The sequence below is a fragment of the Pollutibacter soli genome, from assembly GCA_029269725.1.
In the GTDB taxonomy this organism is placed as follows: domain Bacteria; phylum Bacteroidota; class Bacteroidia; order Chitinophagales; family Chitinophagaceae; genus Pollutibacter; species Pollutibacter soli.
Genome location: JARJHS010000001.1, coordinates 227,425 through 244,877 on the forward strand (window position 1 = coordinate 227,425; position 17,453 = coordinate 244,877).

Genomic DNA, 17,453 nt, shown 5'->3' on the forward strand with positions numbered 1-17,453 from the left:
TTTTTTGGGTAAAAAAATAACGCCGGATACAACCGGAAACCAGTTCTCAAAAGGGGCGGAATAAAATCGTTGCTTTAGGCAAACGTGGGTAAAGTCCAGGGATTAGGACGCCTTATTAACGATGGTTTTTTTTAGCATATTGCAGAAAAATGTACAGCAAAATCAAATGCATGTTTAGCGCATTGAAAATCTGAAGGATAACAAGAAAAATTTTTAAAACATTTTTTACAACTCGACCCAGGTGTGGTCCGCAAGTAGCTTTACAGCAGCTCTTAATTTCCGATAAGGTCCCGCTCCGCCGCCCCATTCTTTCGGGCTGATCATCGACAGTACGTGGCTACCGTCATTCTTTTCATACAGATAGTAACACTGACCAATAACCGGTGAAAATGAAAGCTTTGCGTAATAAATGATCAGAGAAAGTTCTTTTCGTTTTTGAATTTCCTGCGCCTGGAGTGCAAGCAGTTCAATTTGTCTTCGGATCTGCTCCATCTGCATTTGTGTCTGTTCTTCCATTGCAGTGAGTGCTTTGTGCCTGATCACACCTTCTTTTGTTGGTCGGATCACAGCGCCGGACACTGATGCCGAATAGGGTAGCACCTGCATTTGTTTGTGGTAGTACTCCTGGTTGCAATAAGGTTGATGATCAGGTGTTAATCCTTCTTCCTTGATCATCAGGTAACCATCGGGCATAATCGAATAGCTGATCTGGAAGGTTTTGCCTTTGTTCCTGAAAAAGGAAATTTCGAAATGAATTCCATCTTCAAAAAAAGCCCTGTATTCTTCAGCAACTTCGGAATGATCAAATGGATGAATTTCATTATCCGGCAGGAAATCAAATTCTGTGGAAAAAGCATGATTGTCCAGCGTTACCCAGTTTTTCGAAAGATGCAATGTCTTTTCATCCTCACCAGTCGCAAGTTTGAAAATTCCGGACCTGGGTCTTTCACCTTGTTCGTAAGAACCTTTTTCCGGAAAAAGCTGCCATGAAGCAAGGAAATTATAGGCTTTTATCATTTGTTCAGTAATACCCGTTAAACCGAATATCCAGGTGCAATATTAGTACAGACTTTCTTTCACAATTCAAATCCTTGTGTAACCGGAAAAAATCCGAATTTTGCACCGGAAAAAACAACATTTTAAACTTAAAGGATGACACAAGAGCAGATTAAAGATATGAGAGACCGCCTGAGCGTCTTGAGGAGGTTTCTTTGACGTCGCTAACCGACAATATAAAGTAAACGAAGACAAGCAACTTTCGCTGTCTCCCGGATTCTGGGACGACAATAAGCGGGCTACTGAGATTCTGAAGAATATCAAGCTGAACGAATACTGGTTGGGTTTGTACGAAAGCACAGAAACGGCTGTGGAGGATTTCGCCATTCTTTACGATTTCTGGAAAGCGGGAGAAGGCACGGAAGAGGAAGTGAAAGAAGCTCATCAAAAGGCGATACAGGCTTTGGATGAAGCCGAATTCAAGAGCACACTGAATCAACCCGAGGACGAACTTCCGGCTGTTCTGCAGATCAATTCCGGTGCTGGTGGTACTGAAAGCCAGGACTGGGCAGAAATGCTCGCGCGTATGTATCGGATGTATGGACAGAAACAGGATTGGTCAGTAACTGAACTCGACTGGCAGGATGGTGACGGCGCAGGAATAAAAACCTGTACTCTTCAGTTTGATGGTCCTTTTGCCTACGGATTTCTGAAAGCTGAAAACGGGGTACACAGACTTGTACGCATTTCACCATTCGATAGCAATGCAAGAAGGCATACATCTTTTGCTTCCGTGTACGTATACCCGCTGATTGATGATAGTATCGAAATTGAAGTCAATCCTTCTGATATTGAATGGGCGTTTTTCAGAAGTGGTGGTGCCGGTGGTCAGAACGTAAATAAGGTGGAAACAGCAGTCCGGCTGACCCATAAACCCACGGGTATCATCGTAGAATGTCAGCAAGCTCGTACGCAGGGCGAGAACCGGGAGAAAGCGATGACGATGCTGAAGAGCCGCTTATACGAAGAAGAGATGCGTAAGCGTGAAGCAATTAAAAATGCAAACAACGCAACCAAGAAGAAGATCGAGTGGGGAAGCCAGATTCGCAGCTATGTCTTCCATCCATATAAAATGATCAAAGATCATCGTACAGATTTTGAAGTGGGTAATGTGCAACCGGTAATGGATGGTGAACTTGACGGATTTATCAAAGCATTCCTGATGATGGAAAAGGAACAGGAAGCGTAAATAATTAATTCAATCAGCAAAAATATTTTAAATGAACTACGGAGATTTTCATTTACCTATTCCTTCGAACGAGCCGGTGCTGACTTATGGTCCGGGTACATCGGAAAAAAAAAGGCTCAAAGAAGTTCTCGCAGAACTTAAAAGCGAAGAGGCCGATATTCCCATGTATATCGGTGCGAAGGAAGTGCGTACAGGCAAAAAATCAAGCCTGCATCCGCCACATGAAAAATCACATGTGCTCGGGTATTACCACAATGGTGATGAGAAACACGTACACCAGGCGATTGAAGCTGCGTTGGCAGCGAAAGCCTCCTGGGCTGAACTGAGCTGGGAAAACCGCGCAAGCATTTTTCTGAAGGCTGCAGATCTGATCGCAACGAAATACCGTCCTTACATGAATGGGACTACGATGCTTGGTCAGAGTAAAAATGCTTACCAGGCTGAGATTGATGCTGCCTGTGAATTGATTGATTTTCTACGTTTCAATGTTCATTATTTATCAGAAATATACCGCCAGCAACCTTTGAGTTCTGCAGGTGTGCATAACCGTTTAGAGTATCGTCCGCTGGAAGGCTTTGTACTTGCAGTCACTCCATTCAATTTTACTGCTATCGGTGGTAATCTTCCTACGTCTGCTGCGATGTGTGGAAATGTGGTGGTATGGAAACCTGCACACACGCAGATCTATTCTGCACAAATGTTCATGCGTATTCTTAAAGAAGCAGGATTGCCGGATGGTGTCATCAACCTGATTTATGTTGACGGGCCTGTGCTGGGAAAAGTATGTTTTTCCCATCCTGATTTTGCAGGAGTGCATTTCACCGGTTCGACTGGTGTGTTTAACCAGATGTGGAAAACGATGGGAGAGAATATCAGCAAATACAAAACATATCCGAGGATAGTAGGAGAGACCGGCGGAAAAGATTTTTTATTGATTCATAGTTCTGCTGATCCTGCTGTTGCTGCAACAGCGTTGTTGAGGGGAGCTTTCGAATACCAGGGACAGAAATGCTCAGCTGCATCGCGGGCATATATTCCTTCCAATCTTGCTGATGAAATTAAAAAGCAACTGAAAGATGGAATTAAAAGTTTTAAGATGGGAACGGTCGAAGATTTTTCCAATTTCATCAATGCAGTGATCGATGAAAAATCATTTGATAAAATAGCTGATTACATTGAAAATGCGAGGAAGGATAAAAAAGCTGATATCATTGCCGGCGGGAAAACGGATAAGAAGAAAGGTTGGTTTATTGAACCAACTGTGATCGAAGCAAAAGATCCGCAGTATGTAACCATGTGCGAAGAGATTTTTGGCCCGGTACTGACGATCTATGTTTATAATGCGAATAAATTCAATGATGTCCTTGAACTGGTTGATACTACGTCTCCTTATGCGCTAACAGGTTCGATAATTGCCCGCGACAGATCGATTGTGGAGCTCGCTACAAATAAACTCAGAAACGCCGCTGGTAATTTTTATATCAATGACAAACCAACAGGAGCAGTCGTTGGTCAGCAACCATTTGGCGGAGCCAGAGCTTCGGGAACAAATGATAAAGCAGGTTCAATGCTGAATCTTTATCGCTGGCTGAGCGCGAGAACGATAAAGGAAACTTTTAATCCTCCCACAGATTATAAGTATCCGTTTCTGGCGGAGAAGTGAGGAAGGAGAATACAGAAACAGAAAACCGGGACTGCAAACAAAGACGCTAAAGGAGAATAATTGTTTTTTTAATCAGACATTCAATTTCTTTGTATAATCGATGCAGGATTTAAAGACCATACTGGACACCGATCAATTGCAGTTGACGTTAAAAAGGCTTTCTCATCAGCTGATCGAAAATCATTATCCTTTTACTGATACCTGTTTTATCGGTATACAACCGCGTGGTGTTCCTGTCAGTGATTATATCACCACCTATATTAAATCGCTTTACCCTCAGCAACAGATCAATTATGGAAAGCTGGATATCACATTTTATCGCGATGATATCCGGAATGAACTTCATATTCCTAGTGTAACGGATCTGCCATTTTCAATTGAAAACCGCAAAGTGGTTCTGATTGATGATGTTCTTTATACCGGCAGAACCATCCGCGCAGCAATGGATGCCCTGCTGGACAACGGACGCCCTTCTAAAGTAGAACTCTGTATCCTCGTCGACCGCCGCTTCAGCAGGCAGTTACCCATTCATCCCGATTATTGCGGCAAAGCCATTGATTCCATTATTACGCAGAAAGTGAAGGTGTTTTGGGGAGATGATGCGAAGGTGGTTCTGTACGATAGACTCTAGGCAGGAGTAGGGAGGCAGGAGAATTAGTGGAAAGGAGATAGTCACAAGCATCCGGAGTGAGTTTTTATCAGAATGGGGATATCCTTTTTTACGCATTTGAGCTATTCAAATTTGCTATTAGCCTGTCCAAAACTTTGATTAATCAAGTAGAAAATTATCATCAGATACTTGTTACTACATACTAAATTCTAAATCTCCTGCCTCCTCACTCGTGCCTCCCAACTAATTTTGGAATTTTCATCTCCAATCCAATAACTTCGCACCCTGATGCAACTCAGCACTAAACATCTGTTGGGCATTAGAGACCTCTCTTCAACAGACATCCAGACCATCCTGGATACCGCGACCCAGTTCAAAGAAGTTTTACAGCGACCTATTAAAAAGGTTCCTTCGTTGAGGGATATTACCATCGTAAATCTTTTTTACGAGAACTCAACACGTACAAGGATATCATTTGAACTTGCAGAAAAAAGACTCAGCGCGGACACGATCAATTTTACCGCAGGAGGATCTTCTGTATCCAAGGGTGAAACACTGCTGGATACAGTGAACAACATTCTTTCGATGAAAGTGGATATGGTAGTGATGAGGCATAGCGCCAGTGGTGCCCCGCATTTTCTGGCGAAACATATTCCTGCCGTTATTGTAAACGCAGGAGATGGAATCAATGAACATCCTACACAGGCTTTGCTTGATGCATTTTCTATCCGTGAAAAGCTTGGCGGGCTCGAAGGGAAACGTGTGGCGATCATTGGTGATATCATGCATTCGCGTGTTGCGCTGAGTAATATCTACCTGCTTAAAAAAATGGGAGCAGAAATCACTGTAGCGGGACCTCCTACACTGATACCAAAATACCTGCAGGATGCATTTGATGTGCGTGTCGAGTACGATGTGAAAAAAGCGCTGGCCTGGTGTGATATTGCAAACGTTTTGCGCATACAACTGGAAAGACAAAACCAGGTTTTATTTTCTTCACTCCGCGAATACAACCAGGCATTTGGAATCACGCGCGAATTACTGGAATCTATCGGCAAAGAAATTTACATCATGCACCCTGGTCCGATTAACAGAGGTGTTGAGTTGGATAGTGATGTCGCTGATAGCGGACAATCGATCATTCTTGAACAGGTCGAGAACGGAGTTGCAGTACGCATGGCCGTTTTGTATCTCTTGTCAGGAAAAAGGGAATCCGCCTGATTTTACTATCTTCAGATTATGGAAAGGATATGCCTGTTTCCGGGAACATTTGACCCGATCACTTTAGGTCATGTAGATATCATCAAACGCGCATTACCATTGTTTGATAGGATCGTTATCGCTATCGGCATCAACACTACTAAATCACCTATGTTCAGTGCAGAACAAAGACTCAACTGGATAGAACAGATTTTTCATTCCGAAGAAAAAATTTCCGGTGCGATGTATGAAGGTCTGACGGTGAATTTCTGCAAACAGATCAATGCGAAATTTATTCTCCGTGGCATCCGCTACGTCAGCGATTTTGAATATGAAAAAACGATTGCTGATGCCAACCGAACTTTAGATCCGGGAATAGAAACTATTTTTCTTACTGGTGAACCGAAATATACTTCTGTAGCATCTACCATTGTGCGCGATATCTTACGCAATGGCGGCGATGCTTCACTTTTTCTTCCTGATGTTGTCAACAACGAATTCAGGGCAAATGCAAATTCCGCACGCTAATATGTTTTATGTCTATCTGGTATAATAAGACTCTGCATGTTGATACTCTCAACCAGATGGGAAAAGGAACCATCGGTGAACATATCGGAATTGAGTTTACTGAAATAGGAGATGATTTTATCACAGCGCGTATGCCGGTGGATCACCGTACTGTTCAGCCCTACGGAATATTACATGGAGGTTCATCAGTTGTACTCGCAGAAACTTTGGGAAGCGTCGCGGCGCATTTTGTAGTCAATGATGAACTATTCCAGACCGTAGGTATCGAAGTTAATGCCAATCATATCCGTTCTGCGCGCAGCGGTTATGTTACAGGTAAATGCTTGCCACTTCATATTGGAGGCAGTACTCAGGTATGGGAAATAAAAATTACCGATGAAGCAGGGAAGCTGATTTGTGTGAGCAGGCTGACAGTTGCAGTAATCAAGAAAAGGTAGGACGTATAACGTTGAACGTTAAACGTAAGCTTCTGTATGTATAATATCGCTTATATTTTTCTATGTTCCCTTTGTGCCTTGTGTTTCAATTTTCACGGGCTGAAGGCCTTTTCTGAACCACATAGATAACATAGGCACATAGTGCACAAAGAAATTAGAATTCTCCAGCCACCTTTACTACTTCCCTGATTGAAGGATAAGCCTTGGGCAACACACCCACCACATCCTCATATTTCAGCCACCCGATCTGGGTAATATCTTCTTCCGTCTGCGCTATCAATGGTTCTTTTGAATTCGCTTTCATATTATACCACCAGGATTCTTTCAGCATATGTTTGCCGAATTCATCATAGATATGGTATGTTGTTGCCAGGTGTTTTTTCAGGTTGACAGTGACTAAACCAGTTTCTTCTTTCACTTCTCTTACGGCACAGTCCTCGATTTTTTCACCTGGATCAAGCTTGCCTTTTGGAAGATCCCAGAAACCACGCCTGAATATCATCAGCAGTTCCCTTTTTTCATTCAGTACAAATCCGCCACCGGCTTTAATGACGGTAAATTGTTTCCAAAATAATTTCTTCAGCGCCGGAAGATCCGTGCTCAGCACTACGCCCGCATGAAATTCAGGTTTCCTGATTTCGTGCATCAGGGATTTGAGTGCATGAGAAGAGATCTCATCGATAAAAACGGCATCAGGGTGATGCAGTATTTCCTGCAGTTCAGGGTTGAGTTCGTCGCAAAGAAAGACCGGCTTTTCGCCAAAATAAATGTTGATTACCATTTTACAGATTGAGATTCCGGATAAATTTGCGCCATGACAAACGAAAAAGCGGTAGCCGAAAAGTTATTACAAGTTAATGCAGTGCGTCTGAATCCCCAACAGCCCTTTACCTGGGCTTCAGGATGGAAAAGTCCCATTTATTGCGACAACCGCAAAGTGCTGGGCTTCCCTTATATCCGGGACTTTATTAAAAGCGAAATGTGCAATGTGATTTTTGAGAAATTTCCTGACGCGGAACTGCTTGCAGGTGTCGCAACTGCTGGCATCGCCTGGGGGGCAATGGCTGCCGATCAGTTAAAACTACCGTATATATATGTGAGACCGAAGCCAAAGGAACATGGTATGGGAAATCAGATTGAAGGATATTTTGAAAAAGGGCAGAGAGTTGTGATCATAGAAGATCTCGTATCTACAGGTAAGAGCAGTTTGCAGGTATGCGATGTGGCTAAATCGGCGGGCTTGCAGATTGAAGGTATGGTATCTATATTTACCTATGGATTTCCCGCAGCTTCAAAAGCGTTTGAAACGGCCGGAATTCCTTTGCATTCGCTGACAAACTACGAAACACTGATCCAGTTGGCAATCGAAAAAGGCGAGGTGGCCGCCGATGTACAGAACACTTTGTTAAATTGGCGCAGCGATCCTGCGGGATGGAAAGGCATTTAAATAACTTTGAAATACAAAAAATCCGCAATGAAAAAATTAACCCTTTTTATACTGATTTCCGGGCTTACCCTATCTGCACTTGGGCAACAGAAAAAACCGGTGACTGTAAAAATCAATACCCCAGGTATAAAATGTGAAGAATGTAAAAAACGTGTTGAAGATTACCTGAAATATGAAGAAGGAATTACTAAAGTCGTAGTCAATTATCATAGCGGATACGTGAATGTCACTTATTTAAAAGACCGCACAAACCTCGAAAATATTAAAACGGCGATCGCAAATGTTGGTTATGATGCTGACGATGTAACTGCCGATGAAGATGCCTACAAAAAGCTGCCAACCATCTGCAAAAAACCCGAAGACGGCGGACACCCCAAAAAAACCAATTAGAGTGTGCGTGCAATAGTCGGTCAAGTGTAAAGTTGAATGTTGAAAGTTAAAGGTTGAACAGCCCTTATGGGATTTCGGAATCCAGCTTACAAATTTTACTTTTTAAGTTGAATTCGGGATTATCCGGATATATGAATTTTTTCACTAAGATCAATGGACATTCGCGGGTGCCGGCCCCTGCTTCTTTCTTCAAAACAGTTATTCATTCCTGAAAGGCGAAAAGCACATACTATTTTCCGGGCGCCGACCCGCCTACTGTTTCTTCATCAATTCCTTTTTTCCAGGGCAATTTCTGTTCGCCGGCATACTTCACCGGAACGGTGAAAAATATGCCATTTCTTCCGACTCGTACATTGCCCGTCATCGACAGATAAATTGAATTTTTCTGAAAAATCGACATTGCATTGTCGAAAACATTCTTCATGTCGATATTTAAATTGACATTGATTTTGAAAGTATCATTCGCTGGAATTTTAATAAGGGTATCCAAAACGGTGAATCCGGCTTTTTTCTCATTTATGAAATAATCAAGCTCCGCCTTTTTCAATTCCATGCCGTATTTATTCGGATTGTAGAAAAACAAATCCGCAGTCAGTCGACTTTTTTTCAAACCTAAATCTCCGACTCCAAGATTATTGATTCCAAGAAATTCCGGCTGTTGAATTTTCTTTCCCGCAAGGCATCCACCTGTAATGAAGAGGGCGGCTAAAGCTATCCCAATGAGTATTCGCATATGCGATAAAATTACGGCATTCCTTCTCTGCATTTTTTTATTGGCTAATTTTGGGATTTTTGCAACAAAAAATCATCGCTAAATATTGTAGCATTTTCAAATTATGAATGTTAAATCAGGGCTGATTTTATTGCCATAAATTTTAGCAGCATTAAAAGTAATTTTTCGAATGTTTATCAATTCAATATAAAGTTTAATTGAATTTATTTTTAAGTGAATTTGGCAACAACTCGTAGGATTTTGCTTGCTACCGACAAGAATTTCTAAAGATTAAACAAACTATCTCAAATTGAAACTTTTAATTGAATACCAGTACTTTGGAACGATCTATTCATGGGTTGCTTTAATTACTGCGTCGCATGTTGATTTTTGCGAATATGAAGATTGGCAGAAAAGCAGTTTTCGGAACCGGTGTCTCCTACCAGGAGCGAATGGGATCATCCATCTGAGTATTCCGGTAATCGGTGGAAGGGATCAAAAAAAGAAATACGCGGAAATAAAAATTGATTACTCATCCGATTGGCAGATCATCCATTGGCGAACCATTTTTTCTGTTTATGGAAAATCGCCCTGGTTTATTTATTACCAGGATGAACTCGAAAAGCTATTTCAAAATCGTCCGGAGTTGTTAATCGACTGGAACGGGATCTGCATCAATTGGATATCGAAAAAGCTGGGTGCCCGGTATGAAATCGTTGGAGAATCAGACACAAAAAAAGTAGAGTTAAGTCTTTTAAATAAGATCAGACCTTCAAATTATGATCGGCTTACCAATGTCGTTTTGCCAAAATATCCCCAGGTTTTTGAAGATCGGATTGGTTTCAAAACCAATATGTGCATTCTTGATCTGTTGTTTTGCGAGGGAAAGTTTGCTGGTGAAAAGCTGAAGAAATGTCAGATGCCCAATGTTTAATTCCGCGATTTTGATAGGCGGTTGATACAGTAATTTATGGGGAACTTAACTTCCGTAGATGAAACTCAACCTGCTTTTAATACTTCAATTGATATGTTTCGGATCAATCGCTCAATCGCAACTTCAAAAGTTTGAGCCAGGAAAGATTTCTGACGGCGGCGTTTTCGGACTCACTGTTTCTCCCGATAGCAAGACTTCACTTTGGGTAAAATCCAATGGACGAAGGGATACTTTATTAATCATGGAAGCGACCCTGAATAAAGGTTCCTGGTCGAATCCTGTAGTTGCCAGTTTTTCAGATGACGCTGCAAAATGGAAAGATATTGATCCAATGTTTAGTCCTGATGGGAAAATGGTTTTGTTTCAATCTACCAGGCCCGTCCCTGGAAGACCGGAAAGAAAAGGTTTTGATATCTGGGCGGTAAGGCGTGAAAAGAATAGCTGGTCTGAGCCCTTTCATCTGGGAAATAAGATCAATGGAGATGGTTCCGAATCCTATGCTTCAATGACAGCAAAAGGAGATATCTATTTTATGAAAGACAACGAGTCTAAGCCCGGTAACTCCGACATTTTTGTTTCACGATTCATAGATGGTCAGTACCAGGTTCCACAGAACATCGGTTTGCCTGTTAATACGTCGTTCCGTGAATCAAACCCGTTTATTTCTCCAGAAGAAGATTTCCTGATTTATTTTTCTGATGATTCCACAGGCATCGGAGAAGTAGATCTTTATATCAGTTTCAGATCCGGAAGCAGCTGGACGAAACCAAAGACGATCGGAGCTCCCGTCAATTCAAAGTTTGCAGAATTCTGTCCATTTTATCATCGTCATCAAAAACGACTCTATTTCTCCAGGCAGGAGAAAGCCACTGGTCGCATGTACGAGGATATTTACTTTATGGATGTGGATATTGAATCTTTCAGGGATAAGTAGACGAAAAAAATGGGAAATTTTACCCATATGATCACCACAGGAAGTTGAGTGAAAAATATCGCTCAGTAATGCAGGCGGTAACATCAAATTACCGCTTACATTTTTCCAGGAAAATCAATAACAGTTTTAGTCCGTTGACCGTTTCATAAGTTTGGTTGGCGGGAAAAGAAGTATTGGATCCGTCACTTTGCACTGTTGTTGGTTGATGAATACTGAAATGTCCAGGTCTTGAATTCCTGGAACACCCGTGGGGCGGATAAATGATCTGTGTGGACCGATTCCCGGTTTTTGCGGATATGCAGGCTTCACGTCAGTTGACGTTATTTTAAGTAAGTGATACAAATATATTCACGCAGACTTTTTCATTTTACTTCGTAAAGTATATACAGAAAGTAATACCAATATACTTATTCCGGCAAACCATTTCCACTGACCTGATTTTTTAAGATCGATCGGAGCGGTATCACCTACTATCACAAGTCCGGCCCAGTACTGCGGGGCCAGCATTCTTCCTCTCGCACTCGCTAAATATTCCAGTTTTGCCTGTCGTAATGCTTCATCCTTAGCTGATCCCTGTTGCAGAAATTTATAAAATGATTCCATGATCATTGCGCTGGACTGTTCATCAATCTTCCATAAACTGGTCAGCATACTTTCGCTTCCGGCATAGTTAAATGCGTGGCCAAGAGAAATCATTCCTTCACCATCTTCCAGGCCAGGCTTACCGGTTTCACAGGCAGTCAACACTGTTAAGTTAGAATTGAGTTTACAGTTATAGATATCAAATAGAAAAAGCGAATTTGTATCCAGCGGATGTTGCAGATCCTTGGCAAATATCAATCGTGAATATTCCGGATATTGGTTATTGGCTTCGGCATGCGTTCCGATATGAATCACCCGGAAATTGCCTTGGATCTGTTTGAATGCCGATAGCGTAGACTGGTTCATCAGGAAAGTTTTGCCATCAAGCAATCTGCTGGCGCTGCTGGCTAACCTGAGCGTGAAGGGGAGTGGCAAAAGCGAAAGATAACCCCTGTCGATATTCATTGAATCCAGTTTTTTGTCGAGATATTCTTTTTTTACTTCATCAGAAAATCCGGGCGCAAAGGCCACAAAATTCTGATCAAAGTTTTCATTTTTGGCGATCGGTTGTATCAGGAATAAACTGTAATTGTATGCGATGTTGTACCTGCCGAGAAGAGATTGTGTAGACAATTCACTATAACTCCTGATATTTTGGTGGGTTAATGTCTCAAAGCTCAGGTTGAATAAGATGTCATCCGGAATTATAATAATTCTCTTTTTTTGAATCTGATCAGCAAAGGGTTGCCATAGTTTTTTGTACAAAGAATTTAGTTTCTCCACAACCAGTGTGAACGGTGTACGACTGTCATTTACGATTTCTATTTCTTCACCTATATTTTGGTTTTCCAACACAGTCATAAAGCGTGTCTCCCTGCTGAATACGACGGCATATAATTTTTTCCCTGCAAAAACATAACGGATAACCTGTATGTCGCCAGGTATTTTTTGCATGATATCAGCAACCGGGCGAAAAAGGTTGCTGAAACGTATTGCATAATAGACTGGATATTTCGACCTGATTTCTTCAGTATAAACTGACCATTCTTTCTCAGCAGCAAGGAAAGCATCGAGTTGCTCATTGGTGATTGCCGACTTCATCATCGAACGGATTTCCAACTCACGATTGCGTACTGATACCGGAACGCCATTAAATTGCATAGCTTCATTCACATCGAGCCTCGCGCGAATGCGGTGATACAGTGTAGACTCATGTATGCCCAGCATTTCGTCGATATATTTCGGATCCTGGGTTTTCTCAAATAGTTCAATCTGTAATTGCTTTATAAAATTCACCAATTCACGTTGGTCGGATATAACGAGTTTTGTATTCTCGGGATCATGTAATAATGAATTTCTCCGTTCAAGAATCTGTAATGCTGATTGAACCTTTGCGAGTATATTCTTCAATGAGGCCGTATCCTTTTTATCCAGCATCATGTATTCTGATTTTACTCTCATCAGAATTGCCCGGGGTTTTCGAAACTCAATCAATACGGAATCCATCAAACTGCTTCCATTGGCAATATTTTTATTTACGAGATTGATTGCCTCATCGCTCCGTTTGATTGCATCAGCATACATTCCATTTCGGAAATATACTTCGGAAAGGTTTACTGCTTCAAATAGCGGCAACAGGTTTCCCGCTTTATTTTTCTGCACATAATTGTAACTGCGCATAGCCATTTGCAATGCTTTTGAAGGCATGTTGTTTTCAGCGTAAAACAAAGAAGCATTACGAACAAAATCCAGGTAAATATTATCATAGTCTCCCTCGTAAGCGAGCGAGTACAACGAATCACTCATTTCAAAATAACGCGCAGCCCTGTCAGGTTTGCCCGAACCTTCATAAAGAAGCGCAAGAGTGTATGCTCCATCCGCTGCAAAAAAGCCATCGCCATTGGGACCGGTTGCTTTTTTTAAACCGGAAATCAACAGCGGTTCCGCTTTTTCGAAATTGCGCAGGTCTTTATATACCTGCCCGAGCAGGATTTCGCTTTTGAAGATTTCCGGATTTTCTTCCTTAAAATGAATCTTCTTCTGTTGCCAGGAATAATTCAGCAATTCCCGCGCTTGTGTGTAATTCCCAAGTTCCTTGTACAAGCCTCCCAGGTTATCAATTGCCTGGAACTGAAATTCAACAGCTGTTTTTCTCTTTGGATGATCGTCCGGAGAATCAAGGAATTTTTTAATGTCACTGATCGTTGTCTGCATCGCCTGGATCGCCTGGTTCATTTTTCCCTGTAAACTGTAAATGGCTGCGAGATTGTTCAGAATAATTGCTGGTCTGTAATAACGGTTGTAGGCATTGGAATCGGTTTTTGCGAGGGCGTCCAACGCTTTGTTGAAAAAATATCCGGCGCTGTCAGTTTGAGCTGCAAACCAGAACATGGTTCCCATCCCATTGTAGGACTGATACAGATCTTCGTAATCAGGAACACTGAAAGTTTCGCGAATGCGCATCGCATTTCGGGTGTGCATACCGGACAGTTTTGCATTTCCTTTTCGTTGCGCAAATACAGCAAGATCGGCCTCAAGGCTGGCAATTATTTTCTGGTCCGGGTTTAAAGATTGCCTTTCTATTTCCAGAATTTCCATGTTGGTATCATAGGCTAGCGTATGCTGATTTTCGTCTTCATAAAATGCGCCAGCTGCTGATAAAACTCCTTTTAATATTGTTGGATCTTTTACAACAGATTTAATCCGAATAACCAGCTGCTTTAATTTTTGTGCGCCTTTGTTGGCGCCTGTTTGTTCTACGGCAATGGTACCAAATGGAACTATAAAAGTTGCAAGACTATCATAAGCATTCGAACTGAGGATGGAGTTGATTTGCGTATCAATCAGTAATGCGGCCTTGTCATATTTTTTTTCTTTGATCAGCTGTTTTACAGGTACCGAAGATACCGGTTGGGCATTTGTATTTGCAAAGATGCCAACGTAAATTATCAGTAATATTTTCTTTACTGGTAATTTCATTTGTTGTTCATATTACTGATGTCTTTTAACAACGCACCTTTTTGCGGATGGTCAGATTTTTTGATTTCGGCAACTGCTTCTGAACGATTTCCCTGTTGCAATAGTGCGAGGCCGAGATACCAATGCGCATCAGCATTAAATACGGACGCTTGCTTGTTTGCAACCTGCTGAAGATAAGGAATCGCTTTTTCCTGGTGATCGAGTTTCAGCCATGCCGAACCCAGGAAATAATTCAAAGTGTCATTTAATGGATTGGCAGTCTGCAATTGTTCCCAGGATTCAATCGCGTTCCATACATCACCGCTTTTATAATCCACCATTGCTTTTTCAAAAGTGTAATTGTCGGAAGCACTGCTCATAGTCGTCATCAAACCCGGGTCTGCAGAATAATATGTTTGGTACAATTGTTCCTGTAAAGAAGGTTTAGTAGCAAAGTAAAAAACAGTTATGCCTGCCAGGATTACCACTGAAGCAGCTGCCAGCCATTTTCGATATGCGTATTTTTTTACAGACTGAATTGATCTCACGGGTGTTGCTGTTTTGACTTCTTCGTGGAAAATCTCAAGCTTTTGTGTGAGCATGGATTCATTGATACCGATGATCAGCAACTTCATTTCGTTCACTTTGAATTGAAGAACCTGGTCTCCTGCAAGCCGGTGTTCAAATGCAGCCTGTTCTTCTGCTGACATTTCCTGCATCAGGTATTTTTCAATGAGATCGGTTTCTTCCGGAGATATGGACGATGAGTTTTCCAATGAATTATTTTTTAAGTGGTCTTCACCATTTCCCTCAGGCGTTGAAGACACCGGTACTTGTTATTTCTGGCTGTTGCTTCGGTTAGCCCAGTATGTGATGCTATTGTTCTGAGTGATTCTTTTTTGAAGTAAAACCTTGATAAAATTTCCCTGCACACTTCGCCCAGATTTTTGAAACTTTTTTTCACCTGCTGAATGAAATCATCATCGTTGCTTTCGTTCTCTTCATTTTCTTTCTGCCAGGGGCGGATCGTTTCATCTATCGATATTACCCGGTTTTTTTTATCTGCTCTAAGCCTGTCGATCCATTTGAATTTTGCGATTTGAAAAATATATCCTGCCAGGGCAGTTTCATTTTCCGGGTAAAATTTATCCAACTGGATATTTCTCCATGCTGCAATAAATGCTTCCTGGAAAACATCTTTTGCATCCTCTTCCGTGCCGCTATTTTCAAGTACATATCTTTCCGCTTTCGGGTAATTATCCCGGTACAGTATTTTTAGTACTGCATCATCATTTGCTTTCAATGCACGAACCAGGCTGACCTGATCATTGAATCCGGATGCTATATTTTGTCGCATATCTGTTTAAACGACAATAATATAAACTAAATTTTACTGCGTTTCAGAACCCCATTCCCGTATACATCGTTGAAACAGAATGATGTCATCATCAATCCGGAATTTTTTTTCAGATTTATTTTAGTGCTTAACAGGAAAGCCCCGGCCTGAGCCGGGGCAAAACCAAAAACGAGAAAGGGTCGGTTGGATGTTCCCGTTAACGGATAATAATGGTTTCAGCAAAATTGTCGATGTTAAGGCCTTTGATCTGCCTGAGATCATCGAGTGTTACTGTTCCATGGGTGCCGATATAGGTATTATTTGTTTTGTCTACAAAGTATTTATCTGAATAATTATCTACCTGGTATGTATTTCCCGATGGATCGGCAACCGTGTGTTCATTGCGAATGCCGTTAATGAACTGTTTGTGTTGTGCATCCAACGAAGCCTGCTGACCGGCCCAGGCCTGGTTCCTGATATCGGCCGCTTGATGAAGTGCTGCCATTTTTTGCTGATGCGCCTGTGCACTTGCCTGGATATTCGCCATATTTCGTTGGTGCTGGGCAGTCATTGCCTGTGTATTCGCGTCAATCTGTGCCATAACCTGCTGATGACGCGCATGCTGAGCCTGTTGCCACGCAGGGTTCTGAATCCTTGATTTTCCCATCGCCCAGAAAATTTCTTCAAGGTCATTCAGATTACCGGTTGTACAGTAACCGCTTACTTCCGGCAACCAACCGCTACCAAAACTCAGCGTGGTACCGTTTACTACACCTCTGATCGTACGTCCATTACTTTCATAGTGAAAACGGTAGCTGATATTGGTCACATTGGGATGAAAATTCATTTTCTCCATTTCCCTGCGCTGGAATTCAACCACTTTTTCATCAACGTATTTTTCATCCAGTACAAAACCCTGAAGGCGACCAAAACGTTCCTGCATATAAGTGGTAAAATAAGTTTCAGCATCAACAAACTGTGAAGACTGCGTCGGTGGATTCATTCCCATGTCCCGGTACATCGCTTCCATCTGCGGATTCGGTATTGAGTAAACCGGGAGTGCCGGATCACCCATGAAAATAACTGCATTGTTATCTGGCGAAATTGCCCTCACAAGTGTTCTTGGGCTGTTATGCAAACGATGCATCAACGCTATATTCTGCCAACCTGCAGGCATCGCGATACTGAAACTGTTTTCGGTCATGTCATATACGGTCTGCATTTCATTTTGGTTTTTATAATCTTCTATTGTTGACGATTCCGCTCGTGAGTTGATTTCCGCAGTTAGGTTCATGGCTTTGCGATTGGCAGAAATCGTCTCATCCTGGTCAGGTTTTGTTTGCTGCGCAGCCGGAGCCGGCTGATCATTGCAGGAGGAAAAGGCGGAGAATGAAAGGAAGGCCGCGATGATTGCTATAGATTTTCTCATTATGAATAGGTATAGCAATACATCGCAGCCGGAGCCCGGATGTCATCA

The 17,453-nt window shown here is 41.9% G+C and carries 17 protein-coding genes; 10 read left to right on the top strand and 7 right to left on the bottom strand.

Annotated features, from left to right (window positions below; translation table 11 throughout):
* Positions 1–225: 225 nt before the first annotated feature.
* Positions 226–1,017, bottom strand: coding sequence for a DUF2452 domain-containing protein (locus P2W82_RS00985; protein ID WP_336513959.1), 792 nt, complete (start codon positions 1,015–1,017; stop codon positions 226–228).
* Positions 1,018–1,152: 135 nt separating this feature from the next.
* Here P2W82_RS00985 and prfB point away from each other — a divergent pair.
* From prfB to P2W82_RS01015, 6 genes are all read left to right on the top strand, one after another.
* A protein-coding gene (prfB, locus tag P2W82_RS00990; protein WP_336513960.1) for a peptide chain release factor 2 occupies positions 1,153–2,245 on the top strand; the annotation gives its coding sequence in 2 pieces (ribosomal slippage) (positions 1,153–1,200 and positions 1,202–2,245; 1,092 coding nt in all).
* 31 nt (positions 2,246–2,276) lie between these two features.
* Positions 2,277–3,908: an L-glutamate gamma-semialdehyde dehydrogenase gene (pruA, locus tag P2W82_RS00995; RefSeq protein WP_336513961.1), complete on the top strand. Its 1,632-nt coding sequence runs from the start codon at positions 2,277–2,279 to the stop codon at positions 3,906–3,908.
* A 100-nt stretch (positions 3,909–4,008) separates the two neighbouring features.
* Positions 4,009–4,539 carry a bifunctional pyr operon transcriptional regulator/uracil phosphoribosyltransferase PyrR gene (gene pyrR, locus P2W82_RS01000; RefSeq protein ID WP_336513962.1) on the top strand — a complete coding sequence of 177 codons (531 nt, stop codon included), beginning with the start codon at positions 4,009–4,011 and terminating at the stop codon, positions 4,537–4,539.
* Between the two features lie 267 nt (positions 4,540–4,806).
* On the top strand, positions 4,807–5,739 hold the full coding sequence (locus tag P2W82_RS01005) for an aspartate carbamoyltransferase catalytic subunit (protein ID WP_336513963.1): 933 nt from the start codon (positions 4,807–4,809) through the stop codon (positions 5,737–5,739).
* 18 nt (positions 5,740–5,757) lie between these two features.
* Positions 5,758–6,246 (top strand): pantetheine-phosphate adenylyltransferase, encoded by a 489-nt coding sequence (gene coaD / locus P2W82_RS01010; protein ID WP_336513964.1) that lies wholly within the window; start codon positions 5,758–5,760, stop codon positions 6,244–6,246.
* Between the two features lie 8 nt (positions 6,247–6,254).
* Complete coding sequence (locus P2W82_RS01015; RefSeq protein ID WP_336513965.1) at positions 6,255–6,683, top strand: hotdog fold thioesterase; 429 nt, start codon at positions 6,255–6,257, stop codon at positions 6,681–6,683.
* Positions 6,684–6,837: 154 nt separating this feature from the next.
* Here P2W82_RS01015 and P2W82_RS01020 read toward each other — a convergent pair whose 3' ends face one another.
* The gene (locus P2W82_RS01020) at positions 6,838–7,464 is read right to left on the bottom strand and encodes an NUDIX hydrolase (RefSeq protein ID WP_336513966.1); all 627 of its coding nucleotides are present in this window, start codon (positions 7,462–7,464) and stop codon (positions 6,838–6,840) included.
* A 33-nt stretch (positions 7,465–7,497) separates the two neighbouring features.
* Here P2W82_RS01020 and pyrE point away from each other — a divergent pair, with 33 nt between their 5' ends.
* Positions 7,498–8,130, top strand: coding sequence for an orotate phosphoribosyltransferase (gene pyrE / locus P2W82_RS01025; RefSeq protein ID WP_336513967.1), 633 nt, complete (start codon positions 7,498–7,500; stop codon positions 8,128–8,130).
* Between the two features lie 27 nt (positions 8,131–8,157).
* Complete coding sequence (locus P2W82_RS01030) at positions 8,158–8,520, top strand: heavy-metal-associated domain-containing protein (RefSeq protein ID WP_336513968.1); 363 nt, start codon at positions 8,158–8,160, stop codon at positions 8,518–8,520.
* Between the two features lie 229 nt (positions 8,521–8,749).
* Here the strand turns inward: P2W82_RS01030 and P2W82_RS01035 are convergent, their stop codons facing one another.
* Positions 8,750–9,253, bottom strand: a complete 504-nt coding sequence (locus P2W82_RS01035; RefSeq protein ID WP_336513969.1) for an LEA/WHy family protein — start codon at positions 9,251–9,253, stop codon at positions 8,750–8,752.
* A 289-nt stretch (positions 9,254–9,542) separates the two neighbouring features.
* Here P2W82_RS01035 and P2W82_RS01040 point away from each other — a divergent pair, with 289 nt between their 5' ends.
* Together P2W82_RS01040 and P2W82_RS01045 are read left to right on the top strand one after the other, a co-directional pair.
* Positions 9,543–10,166 (top strand): WbqC family protein, encoded by a 624-nt coding sequence (locus P2W82_RS01040; RefSeq protein WP_336513970.1) that lies wholly within the window; start codon positions 9,543–9,545, stop codon positions 10,164–10,166.
* A 58-nt stretch (positions 10,167–10,224) separates the two neighbouring features.
* Positions 10,225–11,100, top strand: coding sequence for a TolB-like translocation protein (locus P2W82_RS01045; RefSeq protein WP_336513971.1), 876 nt, complete (start codon positions 10,225–10,227; stop codon positions 11,098–11,100).
* A 348-nt stretch (positions 11,101–11,448) separates the two neighbouring features.
* Here the strand turns inward: P2W82_RS01045 and P2W82_RS01050 are convergent, their stop codons facing one another.
* The 4 genes from P2W82_RS01050 to P2W82_RS01065 all read right to left on the bottom strand — a co-directional run bounded on the left by P2W82_RS01050 (position 11,449) and on the right by P2W82_RS01065 (position 17,405).
* On the bottom strand, positions 11,449–14,661 hold the full coding sequence (locus P2W82_RS01050) for a CHAT domain-containing protein (protein WP_336513972.1): 3,213 nt from the start codon (positions 14,659–14,661) through the stop codon (positions 11,449–11,451).
* Positions 14,658–15,416, bottom strand: coding sequence for a tetratricopeptide repeat protein (locus tag P2W82_RS01055; protein ID WP_336513973.1), 759 nt, complete (start codon positions 15,414–15,416; stop codon positions 14,658–14,660). The genes P2W82_RS01050 and P2W82_RS01055 overlap by 4 nt, the downstream gene beginning before the upstream one ends.
* Positions 15,417–15,427: 11 nt before the next feature.
* Entirely contained in the window at positions 15,428–15,997 is a 570-nt protein-coding gene (locus P2W82_RS01060; protein ID WP_336513974.1) for an RNA polymerase sigma factor, read from the bottom strand.
* A 196-nt stretch (positions 15,998–16,193) separates the two neighbouring features.
* Positions 16,194–17,405, bottom strand: coding sequence for a hypothetical protein (locus P2W82_RS01065; protein WP_336513975.1), 1,212 nt, complete (start codon positions 17,403–17,405; stop codon positions 16,194–16,196).
* Between the last annotated feature and the right edge of the window lie 48 nt (positions 17,406–17,453).